The organism is Paenibacillus sp. FSL F4-0097 (genome assembly GCF_038593125.1).
Lineage (GTDB): Bacteria > Bacillota > Bacilli > Paenibacillales > Paenibacillaceae > Paenibacillus_AQ > Paenibacillus_AQ odorifer.
Window position 1 is genome coordinate 3,792,945 of the sequence record NZ_CP151965.1, and the last position, 16,657, is coordinate 3,809,601.

The 16,657-nt window shown below is 43.9% G+C and carries 14 protein-coding genes; 4 read left to right on the plus strand and 10 right to left on the minus strand.

Features of this window, described 5'->3' with window-relative positions; genetic code table 11:
* Positions 1 to 449: 449 nt before the first annotated feature.
* Positions 450 to 1,874 carry a glycogen synthase GlgA gene (gene glgA, locus MHH86_RS17005; RefSeq protein ID WP_326047255.1) on the minus strand — a complete coding sequence of 475 codons (1,425 nt, stop codon included), beginning with the start codon at positions 1,872 to 1,874 and terminating at the stop codon, positions 450 to 452.
* Between the two features lie 47 nt (positions 1,875 to 1,921).
* On the minus strand, positions 1,922 to 3,859 hold the full coding sequence (gene glgB / locus MHH86_RS17010; RefSeq protein ID WP_038571523.1) for a 1,4-alpha-glucan branching protein GlgB: 1,938 nt from the start codon (positions 3,857 to 3,859) through the stop codon (positions 1,922 to 1,924).
* Between the two features lie 216 nt (positions 3,860 to 4,075).
* Between glgB and MHH86_RS17015 the strand changes: the two genes are divergently transcribed.
* Positions 4,076 to 5,299: a glucose-1-phosphate adenylyltransferase gene (locus tag MHH86_RS17015; RefSeq protein WP_326047256.1), complete on the plus strand. Its 1,224-nt coding sequence runs from the start codon at positions 4,076 to 4,078 to the stop codon at positions 5,297 to 5,299.
* Between the two features lie 100 nt (positions 5,300 to 5,399).
* On the opposite strand, the gene MHH86_RS17020 is transcribed toward MHH86_RS17015, so the two are convergent.
* The 6 genes from MHH86_RS17020 to MHH86_RS17045 all read right to left on the minus strand — a co-directional run bounded on the left by MHH86_RS17020 (position 5,400) and on the right by MHH86_RS17045 (position 11,928).
* Positions 5,400 to 6,458, minus strand: coding sequence for a GNAT family N-acetyltransferase (locus tag MHH86_RS17020; protein ID WP_094900629.1), 1,059 nt, complete (start codon positions 6,456 to 6,458; stop codon positions 5,400 to 5,402).
* Between the two features lie 6 nt (positions 6,459 to 6,464).
* The gene (locus MHH86_RS17025) at positions 6,465 to 7,931 is read right to left on the minus strand and encodes a HAMP domain-containing sensor histidine kinase (RefSeq protein WP_051491526.1); all 1,467 of its coding nucleotides are present in this window, start codon (positions 7,929 to 7,931) and stop codon (positions 6,465 to 6,467) included.
* Positions 7,928 to 8,626 carry a response regulator transcription factor gene (locus MHH86_RS17030; protein ID WP_036687642.1) on the minus strand — a complete coding sequence of 233 codons (699 nt, stop codon included), beginning with the start codon at positions 8,624 to 8,626 and terminating at the stop codon, positions 7,928 to 7,930. The genes MHH86_RS17025 and MHH86_RS17030 overlap by 4 nt, the downstream gene beginning before the upstream one ends.
* Positions 8,619 to 9,899, minus strand: coding sequence for a hypothetical protein (locus MHH86_RS17035; protein WP_235219555.1), 1,281 nt, complete (start codon positions 9,897 to 9,899; stop codon positions 8,619 to 8,621). Before MHH86_RS17035 ends, MHH86_RS17030 begins: the two co-directional genes overlap by 8 nt.
* 34 nt (positions 9,900 to 9,933) lie before the next feature.
* Positions 9,934 to 10,659: an ATP-binding cassette domain-containing protein gene (locus MHH86_RS17040; RefSeq protein ID WP_036687647.1), complete on the minus strand. Its 726-nt coding sequence runs from the start codon at positions 10,657 to 10,659 to the stop codon at positions 9,934 to 9,936.
* Positions 10,660 to 10,749: 90 nt separating this feature from the next.
* The gene (locus MHH86_RS17045; RefSeq protein WP_254924478.1) at positions 10,750 to 11,928 is read right to left on the minus strand and encodes an MFS transporter; all 1,179 of its coding nucleotides are present in this window, start codon (positions 11,926 to 11,928) and stop codon (positions 10,750 to 10,752) included.
* Between the two features lie 136 nt (positions 11,929 to 12,064).
* On the opposite strand from MHH86_RS17045, the gene MHH86_RS17050 reads away from it, so the two are divergent.
* From MHH86_RS17050 to MHH86_RS17060, 3 genes are all read left to right on the plus strand, one after another.
* A complete protein-coding gene (locus MHH86_RS17050) occupies positions 12,065 to 12,982 on the plus strand; it encodes a helix-turn-helix domain-containing protein (protein WP_036687649.1) in 918 nt (305 codons plus the stop codon).
* Between the two features lie 36 nt (positions 12,983 to 13,018).
* Positions 13,019 to 13,765 carry an HAD hydrolase-like protein gene (locus MHH86_RS17055; protein ID WP_076098782.1) on the plus strand — a complete coding sequence of 249 codons (747 nt, stop codon included), beginning with the start codon at positions 13,019 to 13,021 and terminating at the stop codon, positions 13,763 to 13,765.
* Between the two features lie 109 nt (positions 13,766 to 13,874).
* A complete protein-coding gene (locus MHH86_RS17060) occupies positions 13,875 to 14,582 on the plus strand; it encodes a DsbA family protein (protein ID WP_036687653.1) in 708 nt (235 codons plus the stop codon).
* Positions 14,583 to 14,724: 142 nt separating this feature from the next.
* Here the strand turns inward: MHH86_RS17060 and MHH86_RS17065 are convergent, their stop codons facing one another.
* On the minus strand, positions 14,725 to 15,681 hold the full coding sequence (locus MHH86_RS17065) for an ABC transporter ATP-binding protein (protein ID WP_076098781.1): 957 nt from the start codon (positions 15,679 to 15,681) through the stop codon (positions 14,725 to 14,727).
* A complete protein-coding gene (locus MHH86_RS17070) occupies positions 15,671 to 16,657 on the minus strand; it encodes an ABC transporter ATP-binding protein (RefSeq protein WP_036687658.1) in 987 nt (328 codons plus the stop codon). Before MHH86_RS17070 ends, MHH86_RS17065 begins: the two co-directional genes overlap by 11 nt.

Genomic DNA, 16,657 nt, shown 5'->3' on the forward strand with positions numbered 1-16,657 from the left:
AACTGCACCAGTATTTGCATTACCACTAGCAGCGGTATCATTATCATTTTTATTTTGACCGCAGCCTGAGAGCAGACCTACCGCTAATACCATTCCTAAACTAAGTTTACCCCATTTGTTCATTTCTATATCTCCCCTATTCATATGAAAAAATCTAAGTTGACCCAATGACTGACTTATTATAAATCAGAACGCATGAATATGCAAAGGCATAATTGTGACAATAACTTCCTTTTAATGGATTTCTATGAGGGGAATTCTATAATACGCAGCTAAAAAATCACTTTTATTCACGTTGAAGCTAAATTTATACATTTTTACTATCCCCTATACTGGCTAAATCATTCGACTGTTTATTCCTAATTTCATAAAAAAAGGACTGCTCCCAGAGTATTTACCATACTCCCGGGTGCAATCCCTTATTAACCCATTACAGAATTTGTTAAACTTTATCTGGTTATATCATCATAGATATCCATGTACTGCTGAGCGGATACATTCCAGCTATAATCTCCCGCGAATGCATTTTTTGTGATCTTTTTCCAATGTTCAGGCTGCTTGTAAAAAGAAAGCGCCCGGCGCAGCGTAAACATCATATCGTGTGCATTATAATTGCTGAACGTAAAGCCATTGCCTTCACCGGTTTCTTCATTATAAGCGTGCACAGTATCATTCAGGCCACCTGTCTCACGGACAACGGGTATGCTACCATACCGTAAAGCGAGCAGCTGACTGATGCCACAGGGCTCAAACTTAGACGGCATAAGGAAGATATCGCTGGCAGCATATATTTTTCGTGAGAGTGCATCATTAAATAAGATCTGTGAAGACAGCTTGGTCGGATACCGCCATGCCGCTTCCTTGAACCAACGCTCGTAGGATTCATCACCTGTTCCTAGAAGCACAAATTGAATATCATCGTGATATAGCAGCTCATCCAGCACTCGGGTAAGCAGATCTAAGCCTTTGGAGTCCACAAGACGCGTGACCATAGCTACCATTGGGATATTAGCATCTACGGGTAATCCCAGCTCTTCCTGCAAGGCTACTTTGTTTTCCGTCTTCTTGGTTAAATTGGAACGATAACGGGTGACAAGGCTGGAATCTGTCGCTGGATTATAACTTTTAGTATCAATGCCATTCACAATCCCACTTAAAACATCTGACCGTGCGTTCAACAAACCATCCAGGCCGTAACCATAATAAGGTGTGCGAATCTCTTCTGAATAGGTCGGACTAACGGTCGTGACCCGATCACTGAATACAATCCCGCCTTTTAAGAAATTCACATTACCATAGTACTCCACACTACCAAAATAACTGCTATCCAGACCTAACAGCTCTCCAAGTACCTCATAAGGAAACACTCCCTGATACAACAGGTTATGTATTGTAAATACACTCCGCATTTCACTGTAAAATGGATTGTGACGATAATGCCCCTGTAGGAGCGTTGGAATTACGGCCGCGTGCCAATCATGGCAATGCAGAACATCAGGCTGGAAATCAATGGCCGGCAGACACTCCAGTACTGCACGATTATAGAACGCAAACCGTTCACCATCGTCCATATAACCATAAATTCCATCACGCCCAAAATAATACTCATTGTCGATAAAATAAACGGGGATACCCTCATAGATAATGCGTTCAATTCCACAGTATTGTTTTCGCCAGCCAATTGGGACATACACTTCCGTTAAATGCTCCATTTGAGCGGTGAACTTATCAGGAATCCCACGATATTTAGGCAAAATCACTCGTACATCTACCCCGGCAGCCTTCAGCGCTTTAGGTAGTGCTCCAATGACATCGGCCAAACCACCCGTTTTGACAAAAGGATGGGCTTCAGCTGCGGCAAATAAAACTTTCATGATTATTTCCCCCTTAAACTGTACGGATTCTCTATTCGTACTTAGATCTATAACTCTTTTGCCTCTTTATTCTTACCCATTCGTGACGTTTTTTTAAACACCAGGAAGCTAAGGGGCGGAAGAGTCAGCTCTATGCTGTTCACCTGATTGTGCCATTCCAGCTTAACGCTCTTTTGAGGGACATTGTGCAATCCGGAACCGCCGTACTCTACATTTTCGGAGCTAAAGAACTCTTCATATGTCCCAGCCCGTGGCACGCCTATACGATAATTGTGCCGTTCTACCGGTTGGAAATTGATGACAATAAGCAGCGTATCTCCTGGTTTCTTCCCTCGGCGTATATACGAAATCACACTTTGATCATTGTCATCTGCATCAATCCACTGATAACCTTCTTGAGCATGATCCAGCTCCCACAGCGCTTTTTCGGAGCGGTACAGCTTATTAAGTGCAGCCGTGTAGGCAAGCATCCGACGATGGCTCTCATAATCCAACAGCAGCCAGTCCAGCTGCTCCTGATCCTTCCATTCGATAAACTGACCGAACTCTCCACCCATAAACAGAAGCTTTTTACCGGGATGTGAGATCTGATATCCCAGCAGCTGTCTGAGCCCTGCAAACTTCTGTTCATAAGCACCCGGCATTTTGTCTAACAAAGACTTCTTGCCGTGGACAACCTCGTCATGCGATAGCGGCAATGCGTAATTTTCGGCATAAGCATAACATATTGGGAACGTAAGTAAATTATGATGATAAGGGCGCCCACCAAAATCATGTTCTATGTAGCCTAGCGTATCATTCATCCAACCCATATTCCATTTGTAATTGAAGCCAAGGCCTCCTTCATGCACTGGTGCAGTAACCCCCGGCCAAGCACTGGATTCCTCCGCCATCATCAATGCTTTTGGGAAATAATGAAAGATAGCCTTGTTCAGATTCTGGATAAATTTAATGGCTTCCAGATTCTCCAATCCACCGTTAACATTCCGCCGATATTGATGATCCCGCTTTTCGAAATCTAATCGAAGCATACTGGTAACCGCATCTACACGCATTCCGTCGATATGATAATACTCAAACCAAAACAGCGCATTAGAAATAAGAAAAGAAGAAATCTCCGGCTTACTGAAATCAAACGAAAGTGTCCCCCAGCCTGGTTTTTCAGCTAACATTGGATCGGCATATTCATAAAGTGGCGCTCCATCAAACATACGTAATCCGTGTGCGTCTTTGGCAAAGTGAGCTGGAACCCAATCTAAAATCACACCGATACCTGCCTGATGCAGCTGATCGATCAAATACATCAACTCATGGGGTTCGCCATAACGGCTGGTTGCCGCAAAATACCCCGTCCCTTGATAACCCCAGGATAGATCGTATGGATGTTCTGCCAGCGGCATAAATTCCACGTGTGTATAGTTCAGCTCCACCAAATAAGGAATTAAGAGCTCGCTCATTTCCCGATAGGTGTAGAACTCTCCATCTTCTTTTTGACGCCAGGTACCGAAGTGCATTTCATAAATGTTCATTGGTTGTTGATAAGGCGCTTTGCTTTTCCGACGCCATGCTGCATCTCCCCATCGGTAGCCATCCAGTTCTGCTACTACCGAAGCCGTTGCCGGTCGAACCTCGGCTTTGAAAGCAAAAGGATCCGCTTTTAGGAAACTTGATCCATCTGAGGCAAGAATCCTGTATTTGTAAAAAGTTCCCGGCTGTATTCCCGGAAAAAAACGACTCCAAAATCCTGAATCGGGTATCTTATATAACGAGTCCACGCCCTGTGTTCCGTCCCAATCATTATGATCACCAGCTAGTCCTACATATGTCGCATGAGGAGCCCACACGGTAAAGCGCACACCGGTAACGCCTTCTTCAGCGGCAGTGTGTGCACCCAGCATAGAATAGCTGCGATAATTGGTGCCCTCATGGAACAGATAGATATCAGCAGCTGACGGAAGGGTCTCGATTTTTGCTTTTTCAGCCAATTCTACACCACCTTTTTCAATGTGCTTGTACCTATTACCTTACCCGAATATTACCATTTTGAAAATGTTTTGATGTTAAAAGAAAAGATTTTCTGATAAAGAAATATTAATTGTAATTTTTCTGTTTACAAAGCAATATATTTCACCTATGTCGTTTCAAGCGCTTGTCGTAAGTTTATATTACAAGCATTGACAAAATAATGGGAGGGATAACAAATGAACAACAAAAAAGATTGTATCGCCATGTTATTGGCAGGAGGGGAAGGCCGCAGATTGGCTCCCTTGACTTCCAGTATGGCTAAGCCTGCAGTCCCTTTCGGTGGACAGTATAAAATTATTGATTTCCCGCTAAGTAACTGTGTAAATTCGAACATTGATACAGTAGGTGTTCTGACACAATACGAAGCTGACTCTTTGCATAATCATATCGGTGAAGGTGAGTCTTGGGGCTTAGTTAGTCAAAAGGATAAAGGTGTCACATTGCTTCCTTCAGGTGTTGAAGGCAGAGACAGTTATACAGGAACTGCTGATGCGATTTATAAAAACATTGACTTTATTGATAGCCGCAACCCAGAACATGTGCTCATTCTATCCGGTGATCATATTTACCATATGAATTACCGTAAGATGCTGAATTATCATATTGAAAAAGGAGCAAAAGCAACTATCTCCGTAATGGAGGTTCCTTGGGATGAGGCTAGTCGTTTTGGAGTAATGAACGTAAACGATGATCTGAAAATTTCCGAATTTGCGGAAAAACCTAAAGTACCAAAAAGTAATCTTGCTTCAATGGGTATCTACCTGTTCGAGTGGGCTTATCTGAAGGAGCACTTGTTGCGGGATGCAGCTAATCCTAATTCCAGCCATGACTTTGGTAAAGACGTTATTCCTACCATGCTGGATCAGAATGATGATTTATTCGCTTACCGTTTCAAGGGTTACTGGAGAGATGTAGGTACAGTCGGCAGTCTCTGGGAAGCACATATGGACCTTCTGCAAAAAGACAATGGCATGAAGTTAGACAAGACTCATTGGCCTATGTATAGTCGGGTTCGCCGGACTAAGCTTGCAGTTCATAAACCACGTGTACAGATCCCGTCAACGGACTCTCTCGTGAATGAATCCTGCTCCCAAGAAGGTAGTCTACAACGTTCTGTAGTCTTTAATGGGGTAGAAATCGGTAAGATGAGCCAGATCAAACAAAGTGTTATTATGCCTGGAGCTCGCATTGGTCGTGGAGTATTGATTGAGAATGCCATTATTGGTGAAGGGGCAATCATTAAGGATGGCGCAGTCATCAAGGGAAGCATAAATAATATCGTTGTCGTTGGACCACATGAGACTGTGGCTGCCAAGCCGGCGGTCCGAAACCAACCTTCCCGTCTGTTTCAGGATGTGTATGAGAAGACAGGACGTTTGCGTGAAGTTCTTCCTTCATAACAACCATTATATAGAAAAATACTTTATATAAAAAGGGGCTGTTGTCCTGGTCGATCATGACCAGAGCAACAGCCCCTTCGGTTGTAAAGAATTAATGATCTTATGAATTACGGCTAGCCGTCCATTCTCTGTCTAATATGCTCATTTCCACACAATCTACATAATGCTCTCCGAATAAAGCGGACTCACGTTGAACACCCTCCCGCTTAAAGCCAACAGCTTCATAAGCTTTCAGGGCAGCTGTATTGAAATCGAAAGCGCCTAGAGACAGACGATGCAGGTCCAGACCTTCAAATCCAATTCGAAGCATTTCTTGCATCACCCGTTTACCAATGCCTCTACCTTGAAACTCAGGGTCCACTACTACCCTCCCGATACGAGCAGAACGATTAACCCGGTCAATGGCTGAAAAGCTAATATGGCCCACTACCTGCTGCGTAGCTTCCTGAATTGCACAGAAGATAAGGCGATCGGATAAGCCTGGATGATTAGCATCCGTTAAGTATTTAACAAGCTGCTCATCGTCTAAAGGATAAGTAAGCGAAGGTCCTGCCCACTGCTTCAGATACTCTGGAGAAACACTCCAGCGCTTTAAGTGTTCAAAATCAGATTCTGATATAAACCTGAGGATCAGACGGTCTGACTCAGCACTCTCCTCAAAATGTTCATATAAGTTCACTAAACGACCATTTCCCATATCGTTAGTGCCCATGTAGTGAAAACCCATGCTCTGATAATAACGATTGAGCTTAATGTTATGTGCCACAGTGTCAAACCTAAGACTCTTACAGCCTAGATCTTTGGCTAGAACTACTGCATATTTAAGCATTTGCTGTCCAAGTCCTCGGCCGCGGTGGGAGTCTTTCACAGCCAATCGGTGCAAATAAGCGTAGGACTTATCATTTTTACTGCCCCAGTACTGTGGATCACTGAATTGCAACGTGAACATGCCAACTACAGCCCCATCGTCAAGGGCTAAATAAACATGTCTGTCAGCGAAATATCCTGCAATATCGGTCTCATTAAATTGTCCGGGTGTCCATTGGTTAATCCCGTTACGCTCCATCCATCCTGCCGCTTCTTGCAACAGCCTCAAGATGTCGTTAACCCGATCAGGCTCTCCACGAACTATACGGATCGAATTCTTCGTTATCCCCATTCCAGGTCACGTCTCCCAATCATCTAATTCAGGAAAGGTAGCTGTAATTTGAGTTACCTCATCTGAGTTAACTTCCGGCTGTGGTTCAGTAAGAGGCAAGATGACGGTTACTTCCGTTCCCTTTCCAAGCTCACTTGCCATATCAAGTGTCCCATTATGAAGTTCTACAATCTGCTGTGAGATCGCTAACCCCAAGCCTGTTCCTCCATTAAGTGCATCCACTTGAAAGAAACGGTCCTTAACTCTGGATATATGCGCTTCACTAATCCCTATCCCGCTGTCTCGTACCATAATCGCTGTTTCTGTAGCAGACAGCCTCTTTGCTGACAATTCAATACTGGAATCTTCATGTGAGAATTTCACTGCATTGTCTACCAAGTTCAAGAATACCTGTTTTAATCGATTGGCATCCCCTTTAACAAAGATCGCGTCTTCACATTCCAGCAGCAGATGAATTCGTTTCTTTTCCGCTTTAGCCCAAACATTCAGTATCGTCTCTTGTAGCAGTACCTTTACATCTACAACCCCAATCGACAGCTTCATTTGGTTCTGCTGCAGCTTAGAAAAGTCGAGAATTTCCTCCACCAGCCCAATCAGACGTTCACTTTCTTTGGAGATGATGCTGACTCCAAGTTTTGTCTCCTCCGGATCATACCCGCCGGAAACTAAAGTTTCACTCCAGCCCTTGATACTTGTAAGAGGTGTCCTCAGCTCGTGAGAAATGGACGAGATAAAATCATCCTTAATCTGATTGCTGCGCACAATTTCCTGAGCCATATAATTCAGCGTTGAAGCCAAATCACCAATCTCAAATTTATAGTCTCCCTTAATCCGTACGTTGAATCTCCCCTTGGCCATCTGGGCTGAAACTGCCGTAATATTATTCAGCGGCTTCACAATCGAATTGGCCAGTCCGAAGCTAAACCCAACAACTACAGCCATAACAGCTGCAGCAATAGCAGTAGACAATAAGGTAAGATTAAGCAAATCATTATTGATTTCTTCTAGTGAAGTAATATACCTTAGGACATACTTATCCTGTCCATGAATCTGCAGCATTTTGGAAACCGCCATTACGCTCTCATTCGTGCCTGCCTGACGCCCTACCCAGCGTCCAACGCTGCCGCCAACGGCTTCTGGTACATCACTGGTCGTAATGGTCCGATCCGGCTGAAAGCCAGTGGAACTAGTGATGATATCCCCATTTAGCGATAAGATTTCCAGCTCCGTCTTGCTCAATGAGAACCTCTCCAGTACTTCTTGTAGCAGATAGATGCTATTATCGCTTGGTATCATGTTCTTTTGAAAAAACGACTCTGAAACAGAAATGTGATTCTTAATCTTGCTGTATACACTGTCATAATAATATGTTCTGATGGCCAGCAGGAAGATAACTTCTACGAGGAGAAGCGCCAAAAAAACTACAAGAATGTAGTGCAGAACAATCTGTCTGCGCATCCCCTTCTTAATCATTGTCCTTGGCCTTTCCATCTATATCCGTGCCCCCATACAGTCTGCAAAAATTCCGGTTCCGAAGGATTGTTCTCAATCTTCTGGCGTAAGCGCCGGATATTTACATCTACAATTTTGGGATCACCCATATACTCCTTGCCCCACACATGATCCAACAGAAGATCGCGGCTAAGTGGAGTGTTTTCTTTTTCAAGAAAGAATTGAATCAGAGAGAACTCCGTAGGCGTCAGTTCAATGGCTACATTATCACGTTTGAATTGTTTAGTAATAAGATCCAAGCTGAAAGGCCCCGAATGAAAAGAAACCTTGGCCGACTGTTCACGATGCACATTTACTCGGCGCAGCAAAGATTGAATACGCGCAATTAGCTCCGTTGGGCTAAATGGCTTACTAACATGATCATCTGCACCTACGGACAAAGCGTAAACTTTATCCTGCTCCTGAACCTTGGCGGTAAGAAAAATAATTCCCAAGCGTTCATTAGTCTCCCTAATCCGTCTACAAACTTCAAATCCATCAATGCCGGGAACCATAACATCCAATAACGCAATATCAATATCAGGTATAGTGGTTAATTTATGCAATGCTTCATTTCCGTCAGCAGCCTCCAGCACTTCGAACCCATTACGCTTCAAATTAATGACTATGAAACTGCGAATGGACTCTTCATCTTCCAATATCAGAACTTTACTCATCTATTCCCTTCCTTTCAATAGGGGAGGCAATCTTATTGCTTCCTTCTTTTGTTGTACTTTGTTCTAGCTCACCACGGTAGCCGATGACTTTATCTGAATCCCGCCCAAGCAGCTCCCAGCCTTCATTCTTAGCCTTATCCCATTCCGAAGGAGAAAAGAAGGAAACCTCAGCAAACGTCTCTCCGGTGTCGGTCATGATGAACTTAAGGTTTTTATCCAGAACAGATTTCGTGTCAATACTTACCTTTCCATGCAGCTCTGGATCAAAATTAATAGTAAAGCGATCCGATGGATCACGATATAGCTGGACTGCAAAGGTTAGGCCATCTTTTCCATCCCATTTATAATAGGAGGTGAAATAAGGAATATCTGCGGGGTCGAAATACTCCCATCCTTTTGGTGCTTCAAGCAATCCAACTTCAATAATGCCATCATGATCAATATCTTCGCTTGCAATCAGACGATCTTTGTAAGTCCTCGTATCACCTGGCAAAACCACGCGCAGCTTGTTATGCTCCATAAGAACAATTAAACTGTAGGCGGATTGGAAATCCACCGAAGCGTCCAATACGATTCCTTCTTTATCTTTGGCAATCTTTCCTGCGACAATATTGTAATAATTAAAAAAATACGGATCGATATCCTCGATCTTATCGAGCACCTTAAAGCCATCATTGTACTGATAGATCGAAATGGTTGCAAATTCATTTCTTTTAAAATAAACAACGGTGATGTCTTCAATTCCATCCTTGTTAAGATCATCAATCATATATTTGGTGTAAGGAAGTGAAAGCACTTCTTCTAATGATCCACTGGAATAGCTATACACGACGAGGCCTTTTTCTTCCCCACGTGAATAACCTGTAATGATATTCAGCTTCCCGTCACCTGTCATATCTTTCAGATCGACGGACTCCAGCATAGTTCCATCCCCATCAAAAACAAGCTTTTTGACCCAGGCATCTCCTTGCTTCTCTAAGATCATCCCGTGAATCTCTACAGCTTCGCTTGGCGTTCTATAGAACACCAACGACTCCATAATTCCATCGTTATTGAGATCCTCTGTGAAAATTGAGCTCTCATCATTAACCGGACGGATCAACTCCGTACCCGCTGGAATATGTGAATTAATAGCAGCCATAAGTGTTGCTTTGTCAGCAGACAGCTGCGGAGCTTTCATCTTCGAAACGGGATCACTGATGAAAGTACAACCCGAAAGTACGGATAACGACAGTGTTGCAGCTGCCAGGCACCTAAGACTTTTTATACTCAACCTCATCACTCTTTTCCTTATCCGTGTCCGAACTTTACAAATTCGCGCGTTCCTGAGACGTTAATCTACGTCCCTTTATATCATGCTTAATTCGTCCATCTTCTAGTACCCATATACGTGAAGCGAAACGTTCAGCCAGTTCAATAGGCAGCACCGTCACTACGGTAAGCCCCGTCTCTTTACATAGTCTGCGCAAAGTTTCCAATACACTCTCTGCCGATTTGGGATCAAGACCCGTAACCGGTTCATCCGCTAGAATTACTTTGGCACCATGAGTTAATGCTCTAGCAATCGCTACACGCTGACGTTCACCACCGCTTAGCTGGCTAGTCTTCATCTTCGCTTTATCTAGAAGTCCAAGGGCATCTAATTCATCCATCGCACCCATATAATCATCTGAACGAACCATCCCTGTAACCATACGCCACATTGGCGTCTGTGCGGACTGGCCGATCAGCACGTTTTTCAGCGCTGTTCGGTTAGGATTGAGCTCAGCATTCTGCTCCAGGTAAGCCCACTCCCGGCGAATTTTTCTTTTTCCGGAAAAGGCACTCGCCATAATATCCGTACCGTCCACTCTAAAATTCCCTCTGTCCCACTTCTCTCGCAGCGCTAAACAGCGTAATAAAGTGGTCTTACCGCTCCCACTCGCTCCAAGTATGGCTACGAGCTCACCCGGCTCTAATTGAAATCCTATATCCTGCAGGACCGGATTTTTATCTTCCCCAACTGCCTTGGCTAAGTGTTCAACTGTGATCATAGTTCAGCCTCTCCCTGTCTTCATCTATAATCTATAGTGTACTCTGAATGTGAGTTCAATTTCCATGCGAGCACTCGTTCTTATCTTACCTCAATTTCTAGGTTGTGGCGAGAATAATAACCCAAGCAAGCCGAACACGATATATAAACCACCCATCAGGGCAAAAATACCGCCGCTTAAGCCCACTTGCAGCAACAAACCACCAATGCCGGGCCCAATAATACTGCCAATACTAAAATGGAAAGAAGCAACCACATTGGCAGCAGGCAGTAGATGTCGTGGCAAAATATCCGCGGCCAGACTTAGCCCTAATGAGAAAAAGGAGCCCACTAGTCCTCCTGCGATCATCAGAAGCACCATTGTCAACGTAAAATGGTCACCTGCCAGCGGCAACATAGTGAAGGCGATCCCGCCTCCGATCCCGGCAATAATCAGTACCCGCTTGCGGCCAAACCGGTCGCTCCACAGACCTAATGGAAACTGCAGAAGCAGTCCTCCGATCCCCGCAAAAGGCAATAACGCTGCAATTTGATCTGTGCTGTAACCGATACGCAGACCATATACCGGAAAGCTGCTATTTAAGCTGGCTTCCATAAAGCCATATAAAAGGGCTGGAATTAAAGCGAACCAGGCTAAGCTGTAACAACGACCGAAACGGCGAACCTGACTTTCACCACTCTCCGCTTTATCTGGCCGGGAATCCGGCAGAATTGTAGTCACAAGAATTAAGACTAATAAAAATAGAAATGCGAGAACAATAAAAGGCACTGCCTGTCCATAACGCAGCAGACTTATCCCAAGTGGACCCAAGCTGAAACCCAGACCATAGGACATGCCATATAGTGAAAGATTACGTCCGCGATGCTCGGCAGGTGTCATGAGCAGAACCCAAAGCTGGGCCCCGTAATTAATCGCAGCATCGCCCACACCCACAAGCAGACGCAATACAAACCATACCTTGATCCCTGTAAAAAAGGGAAACATGAGCAAGCTTACTAAGACTAAACTAATCCCACCAGCTATCAATTTTTTAAATCCAACCGCTCCAAGAACACGTTCAGCAATCAAGGTCATCCCAAATGATCCTATGTATAGGGCAGCAGCATTCAGTCCGTTCAGTGACGAGGAGACTCCTTTTTGCTCCAAAAGAATGGATAGAATGGGCAGCAACAGCCCTTGGCTAAGCCCCGCGGCTATAGTAGCTGTAATAAGAATCATGAAAGTCATTTTGCTATTACTTCGTATAGATACTTTAAACCGGTCTGACACGGATGATATCCCCCTATAATAAAAACAATGATGTAATGTAACGCCAATTGGCAAACACCGAACATTATAGTGGACAACCCTCTTCAAAACAAGAGATAATATGTAGAAGTTACGGATTTCTGGGGGTGCATGTTACATGGATTACGAATTAAAAATCGACGTATCGCCGGTTTATGAACTGCTGGACAGTTTTATGATATATGTAACCAGAAAATGGATCTCCAATTTAGACCTCGGTCCCCACTGGGTAAGTGATGTGGAAGATCGCATTACTCCTCATAAAGTAACAGCTCTCATGCAAGCTGCGGAGTGGCCATTTACAGATTATGATGTGTTATATGCTTGGGTTTACAGCCGAGGGCCCGCAACGTCAGTGCTGCATTTTCTGGATGATCTGGATTCAGCTTCTATAGAAGAGTGTTATCAGCAGATCGCACCGTTAATTCATGATTTCACCATAGATGAAGCTTCCCGGATCAAGAGCAGCTATAGTCCGCTTCTAAGACTCTGGTATGAGCAATATTTTCGTCATGTAGAACACAAGATTTTACCGTTATTAATTGAAGATGCCTCCGAGAAAAAAATGCTGGAAAGCAAAATGGACCCTATTTCTTTAATTGAATATGCATCCGGTGGTGTAGTTTTCGAGGATATACGGGATCTTAAGACTATAGTATTATTGCCTACCGTTCATAATCGACCAATTAACACCTACTGCTTCTACAAAACTATGGTGATTGTACAGTATCCTGTAGATGTGCCATTGGAAGATGAAAATGAGCCACCGATGGTGCTATTGCGCATGACCAAGGCGCTGTCAGATCCAACCAGACTCCGATTGCTTCGGTATGTCGCCCATGAACCCAAATCTCTATGGGAGATGCAGTCCGATCTAAATCAATCCAGAGAAATGCTTATGCATCACCTAATGATCCTACGCGTAGCCGGTTTACTCCGTATCCATCTTCGCGGGGAACAAGACGAGCGCTTCAGTATCCGTCCAGACGGCGCTTCTGAGCTTCAAATGTTTCTAGAATCTTATATTCACCTATAGAACACTATACAGATACAGATCCAAGGAGTGAGAGATATGAAATACACAACTCAACAGGTAATTTTCGATCTAGATGATACGCTGGTTCACTGCAACAAATATTTCGATTTAATTTTAGGGCAATATTTCGAGCTCATGACTGATTGGTTTAATGAATTTGGCCCAAGCACCAGTGAATTACGCAGCAAGCAAATAGAAATTGATGTTGATACCGTCAACACAAGTGGCCTGGCCAGCGACAACTTCCCTAAATCCTTAATCGCCACCTACCGTTATTTCTGCGCCAAATATAACCGTCCGACAGATCGCTTTCAAGAGCAGCAATTACACAAGCTCGGTCTAAGCGTCTATGACCAAGAAATTGAAGCTTACCCTGGCATGGTTGAAACACTCGATACGCTGAAGCAAGAGGGTCACCATTTATTCTTGTATACTGGCGGGGACGACACCATTCAGCAACGTAAAATTGAACAAATGAAGCTGGATGCTTATTTTGACGATCGTATCTATATTCGGAAGCATAAAAATGTTGAGGCACTTGAAAATATTTTGGCTACCCAAAGCTTTGACCGCAAACGTACCTGGATGATTGGCAACTCGTTACGTACAGATGTACTTCCCGCAGTTACCGCAGGCATTAACAGTATCTACCTGAAGCAACAAAATGAATGGAGCTATAACCTTATCGAGCTGGAGCAAGAGATGCAGCAAGCCGTGATGACTATTTCGTCCATCCACGAGGTGCCTCCTGTCATTCGCTCAGCCGCTAAATTCAAAAACTAATAATCTAGCTACAACGTTACGTAGCATTGTTACAAATGACATATCTACACTACCTACTGGATGATTATACTATTTTTATAGTATTCCTATATTGTCTAGGAGGTGAGATATGAATAAGAAAGTGTCAGCTAAACAATCTCAGACCAAAAGACCTTTGCTTCCCATGATATTAGGTGTCGTTGTTGTGATCCTTCTCGCTGTAATTGTTTTCATCTTAAGCAATAAGACTGATGATACAGCAGATCTACCCAACTACACCGACGTAAAGGGAAGCATTGTTGTTGATGGGCTGAAATATGAGAAGCAACCTCATCTTGGAAGTCCTGATGCCAAAGTTAAAGTTATCGAATTCGCAGATTTCAAATGTCCCGCCTGCAAAATGTGGACTGAAAAGTATCTGGATACTTTTATTAAAGACTACGTGGATACCGGAAAAGTGGAACTTTTCTTCATGAACTTTGCATTTTTGGACCGGGACTCTTATCTTGCTGCTAGCGCCGGCGAAGCCATCTACAAGCAAAGTAACGAGAAGTTCTGGGAATACCTTCATAAGCTGTACGCTAATCAAGGCGATGAGAGCGAAATTTGGGCCACTCAGAAATTCATTTTAAAATTCGTTAAGAATAACATCGAGGGCATTGATTACGCTCAATTTGAAACAGATCTCAAGAATCATACCTACATGTTCGATGTAAAAGAAGACTTTAAGATCGCTGGTTCCTACGGAGTGAACGGTACTCCTAAATTTATGGTGAACGGAGTGCTGCTTCAGGATTCTTCCTATGAAGGGTTAGCAGCAGCGATTGACAAGCAGTAAGCAGTCTTTAAACTGCGCCCTATAAGCTGTTCACTTTGAAAAAAGTGACCTTCTTACAGGGCTTTTTTGTGTGTATGAATTAAAAAAGATGACTTCTGTGATATACAGAAGTCATCTGCTGATTACTTAATTAAGCCTCTGCTTATTCTACCAAATGACACACGGCGCTATGGCCTTCTGACACGATTTTCCGTTCAGGCTTGACAGCCATACATACATCCGAGGCAAAAGAACACCGCGGATGAAAAGTGCAGCCACTTGGTGGATTGAGCGGTGATGGCACCTCGCCTTGAATCGATACCATCTGCTGCTTCTGCTCCACACTATCCGGAATCTTCAAAATCGAATTTAGCAGGACCTGCGTGTAAGGATGCGTAGGTTTCTTGAACAATTCATCCGCCGGAGCCTGCTCAACCACCTCTCCTAAATAAAGAACCGCGATATCATCACTCAAATACTCCACTACTGCCAAATTATGCGAAATAAAGATATAAGTCAGGTTAAATTCCTTCTGCAAATCCTTTAGTAGTTGAATGACTTGAACCTGAATAGATACATCCAATGCGGACACCGGTTCATCACAAATAAGCAATTTGGGATTCAGTGACAACGCTCTGGCAATTCCAACCCGCTGCAACTGTCCACCTGACAGTTCATGCGGATAAGCGTATTGGACTTCAGAAGGCAAACCGACCCGCTCAAGAAGTTCGAGCACACGCTCATGCCGGCTTACTTTAGTTCCAATTTTGTGGATAGCCATTGCATCTTCAATAGCGTCTCCTACCGTCATTCTCGGGCTAAGGCTCGCCTTGGGATCCTGGAAAATAATTTGCATATCACGGCGCATCGCCCGCAGCTTCTCTTTATTTGCCTTTGATAGTTCAACGTCCTCAAAAAATATTTTTCCTTTGTCAGATTCGAGTAGACGCAAAACCATTCTCCCCAAGGTTGATTTTCCTGAGCCACTTTCCCCAACAAGCCCCAATGTTTTCCCTGCTTCCAGAGTAAAAGAAACATTCTCGATGGCATGCAGCTTTTTTCCTTGTACCCGAAAAGTTTTTGAGACATTCTCTACGCGCAAGAGCGGATTATTGGGCATAGGAAGCGACCTCCTCAGCATGATGGCAGGCGATCTGATGATCGGTGCTAAAATCTCGAAGCTTGGGAACTTCATTCTGACACCGTTCAGTTGTATAGAAGCAACGATCGGCAAATGGGCAGCCGGTCAATGTCTGTGTAAGTGTCTTTGCCGTCTTTGGAATAGGCATTATTTCTTTTCCCTTGTGGCCCACTTCGATAATGGAGCGTTTCAATCCAAGTGAATAGGGATGCGCCGCCTCACTTATGAACTTGTCCGTAGTGGCTTTCTCCATGATTTGGCCCCCGTACATCACGATGATTTTGTCACAAAAGTTGGTCGCAAGGCCAAAATCATGCGTTACCATCACTACGCTCATCCCATGTTTTCTGCGCAATTCCTGCAATAGTGCAAGAATCTGCATCTGCACTGTGACATCAAGTGCGGTTGTTGGCTCATCGGCAATCAATAATTGCGGTTCACATGCCAAAGCAATAGCAATCATGATTCGTTGGCGCATTCCCCCGGAAAATTCGTGAGGATAACTTTTAAACCGTGATTTGGGATCCGGAATCCCCATTTCATGCAAGAGCTGAATAGTTCGGTCAAAAGCTTCCTTCCGGTTTGCATATTGATGCGTCAGCATGGCTTCCATTATTTGATCCCCGATACGCATGATCGGGTTCAAACTGGTCATCGGATCTTGAAAAACAACGCCGATGTCACGTCCACGAATATCTTCTAATTGTTTGGGACGCATTTTAAGTAAGTCCTTACCATTAAACTGAGCTGTCCCCGATGTTATTTTTCCATTTTCGCGAATGAGCCCAATTGATGACATCAATGTAACGGACTTGCCGGAGCCACTTTCACCAACAATCCCCAAGGATTCATTTTCATTGATTGAAAAACTAACGCCGTTTACGGCATAAACTTCATCTTCACTGCGGGAGAACTTCACATGAAGGTCATCAATAGAAAGTAGCGGTTCACCCAT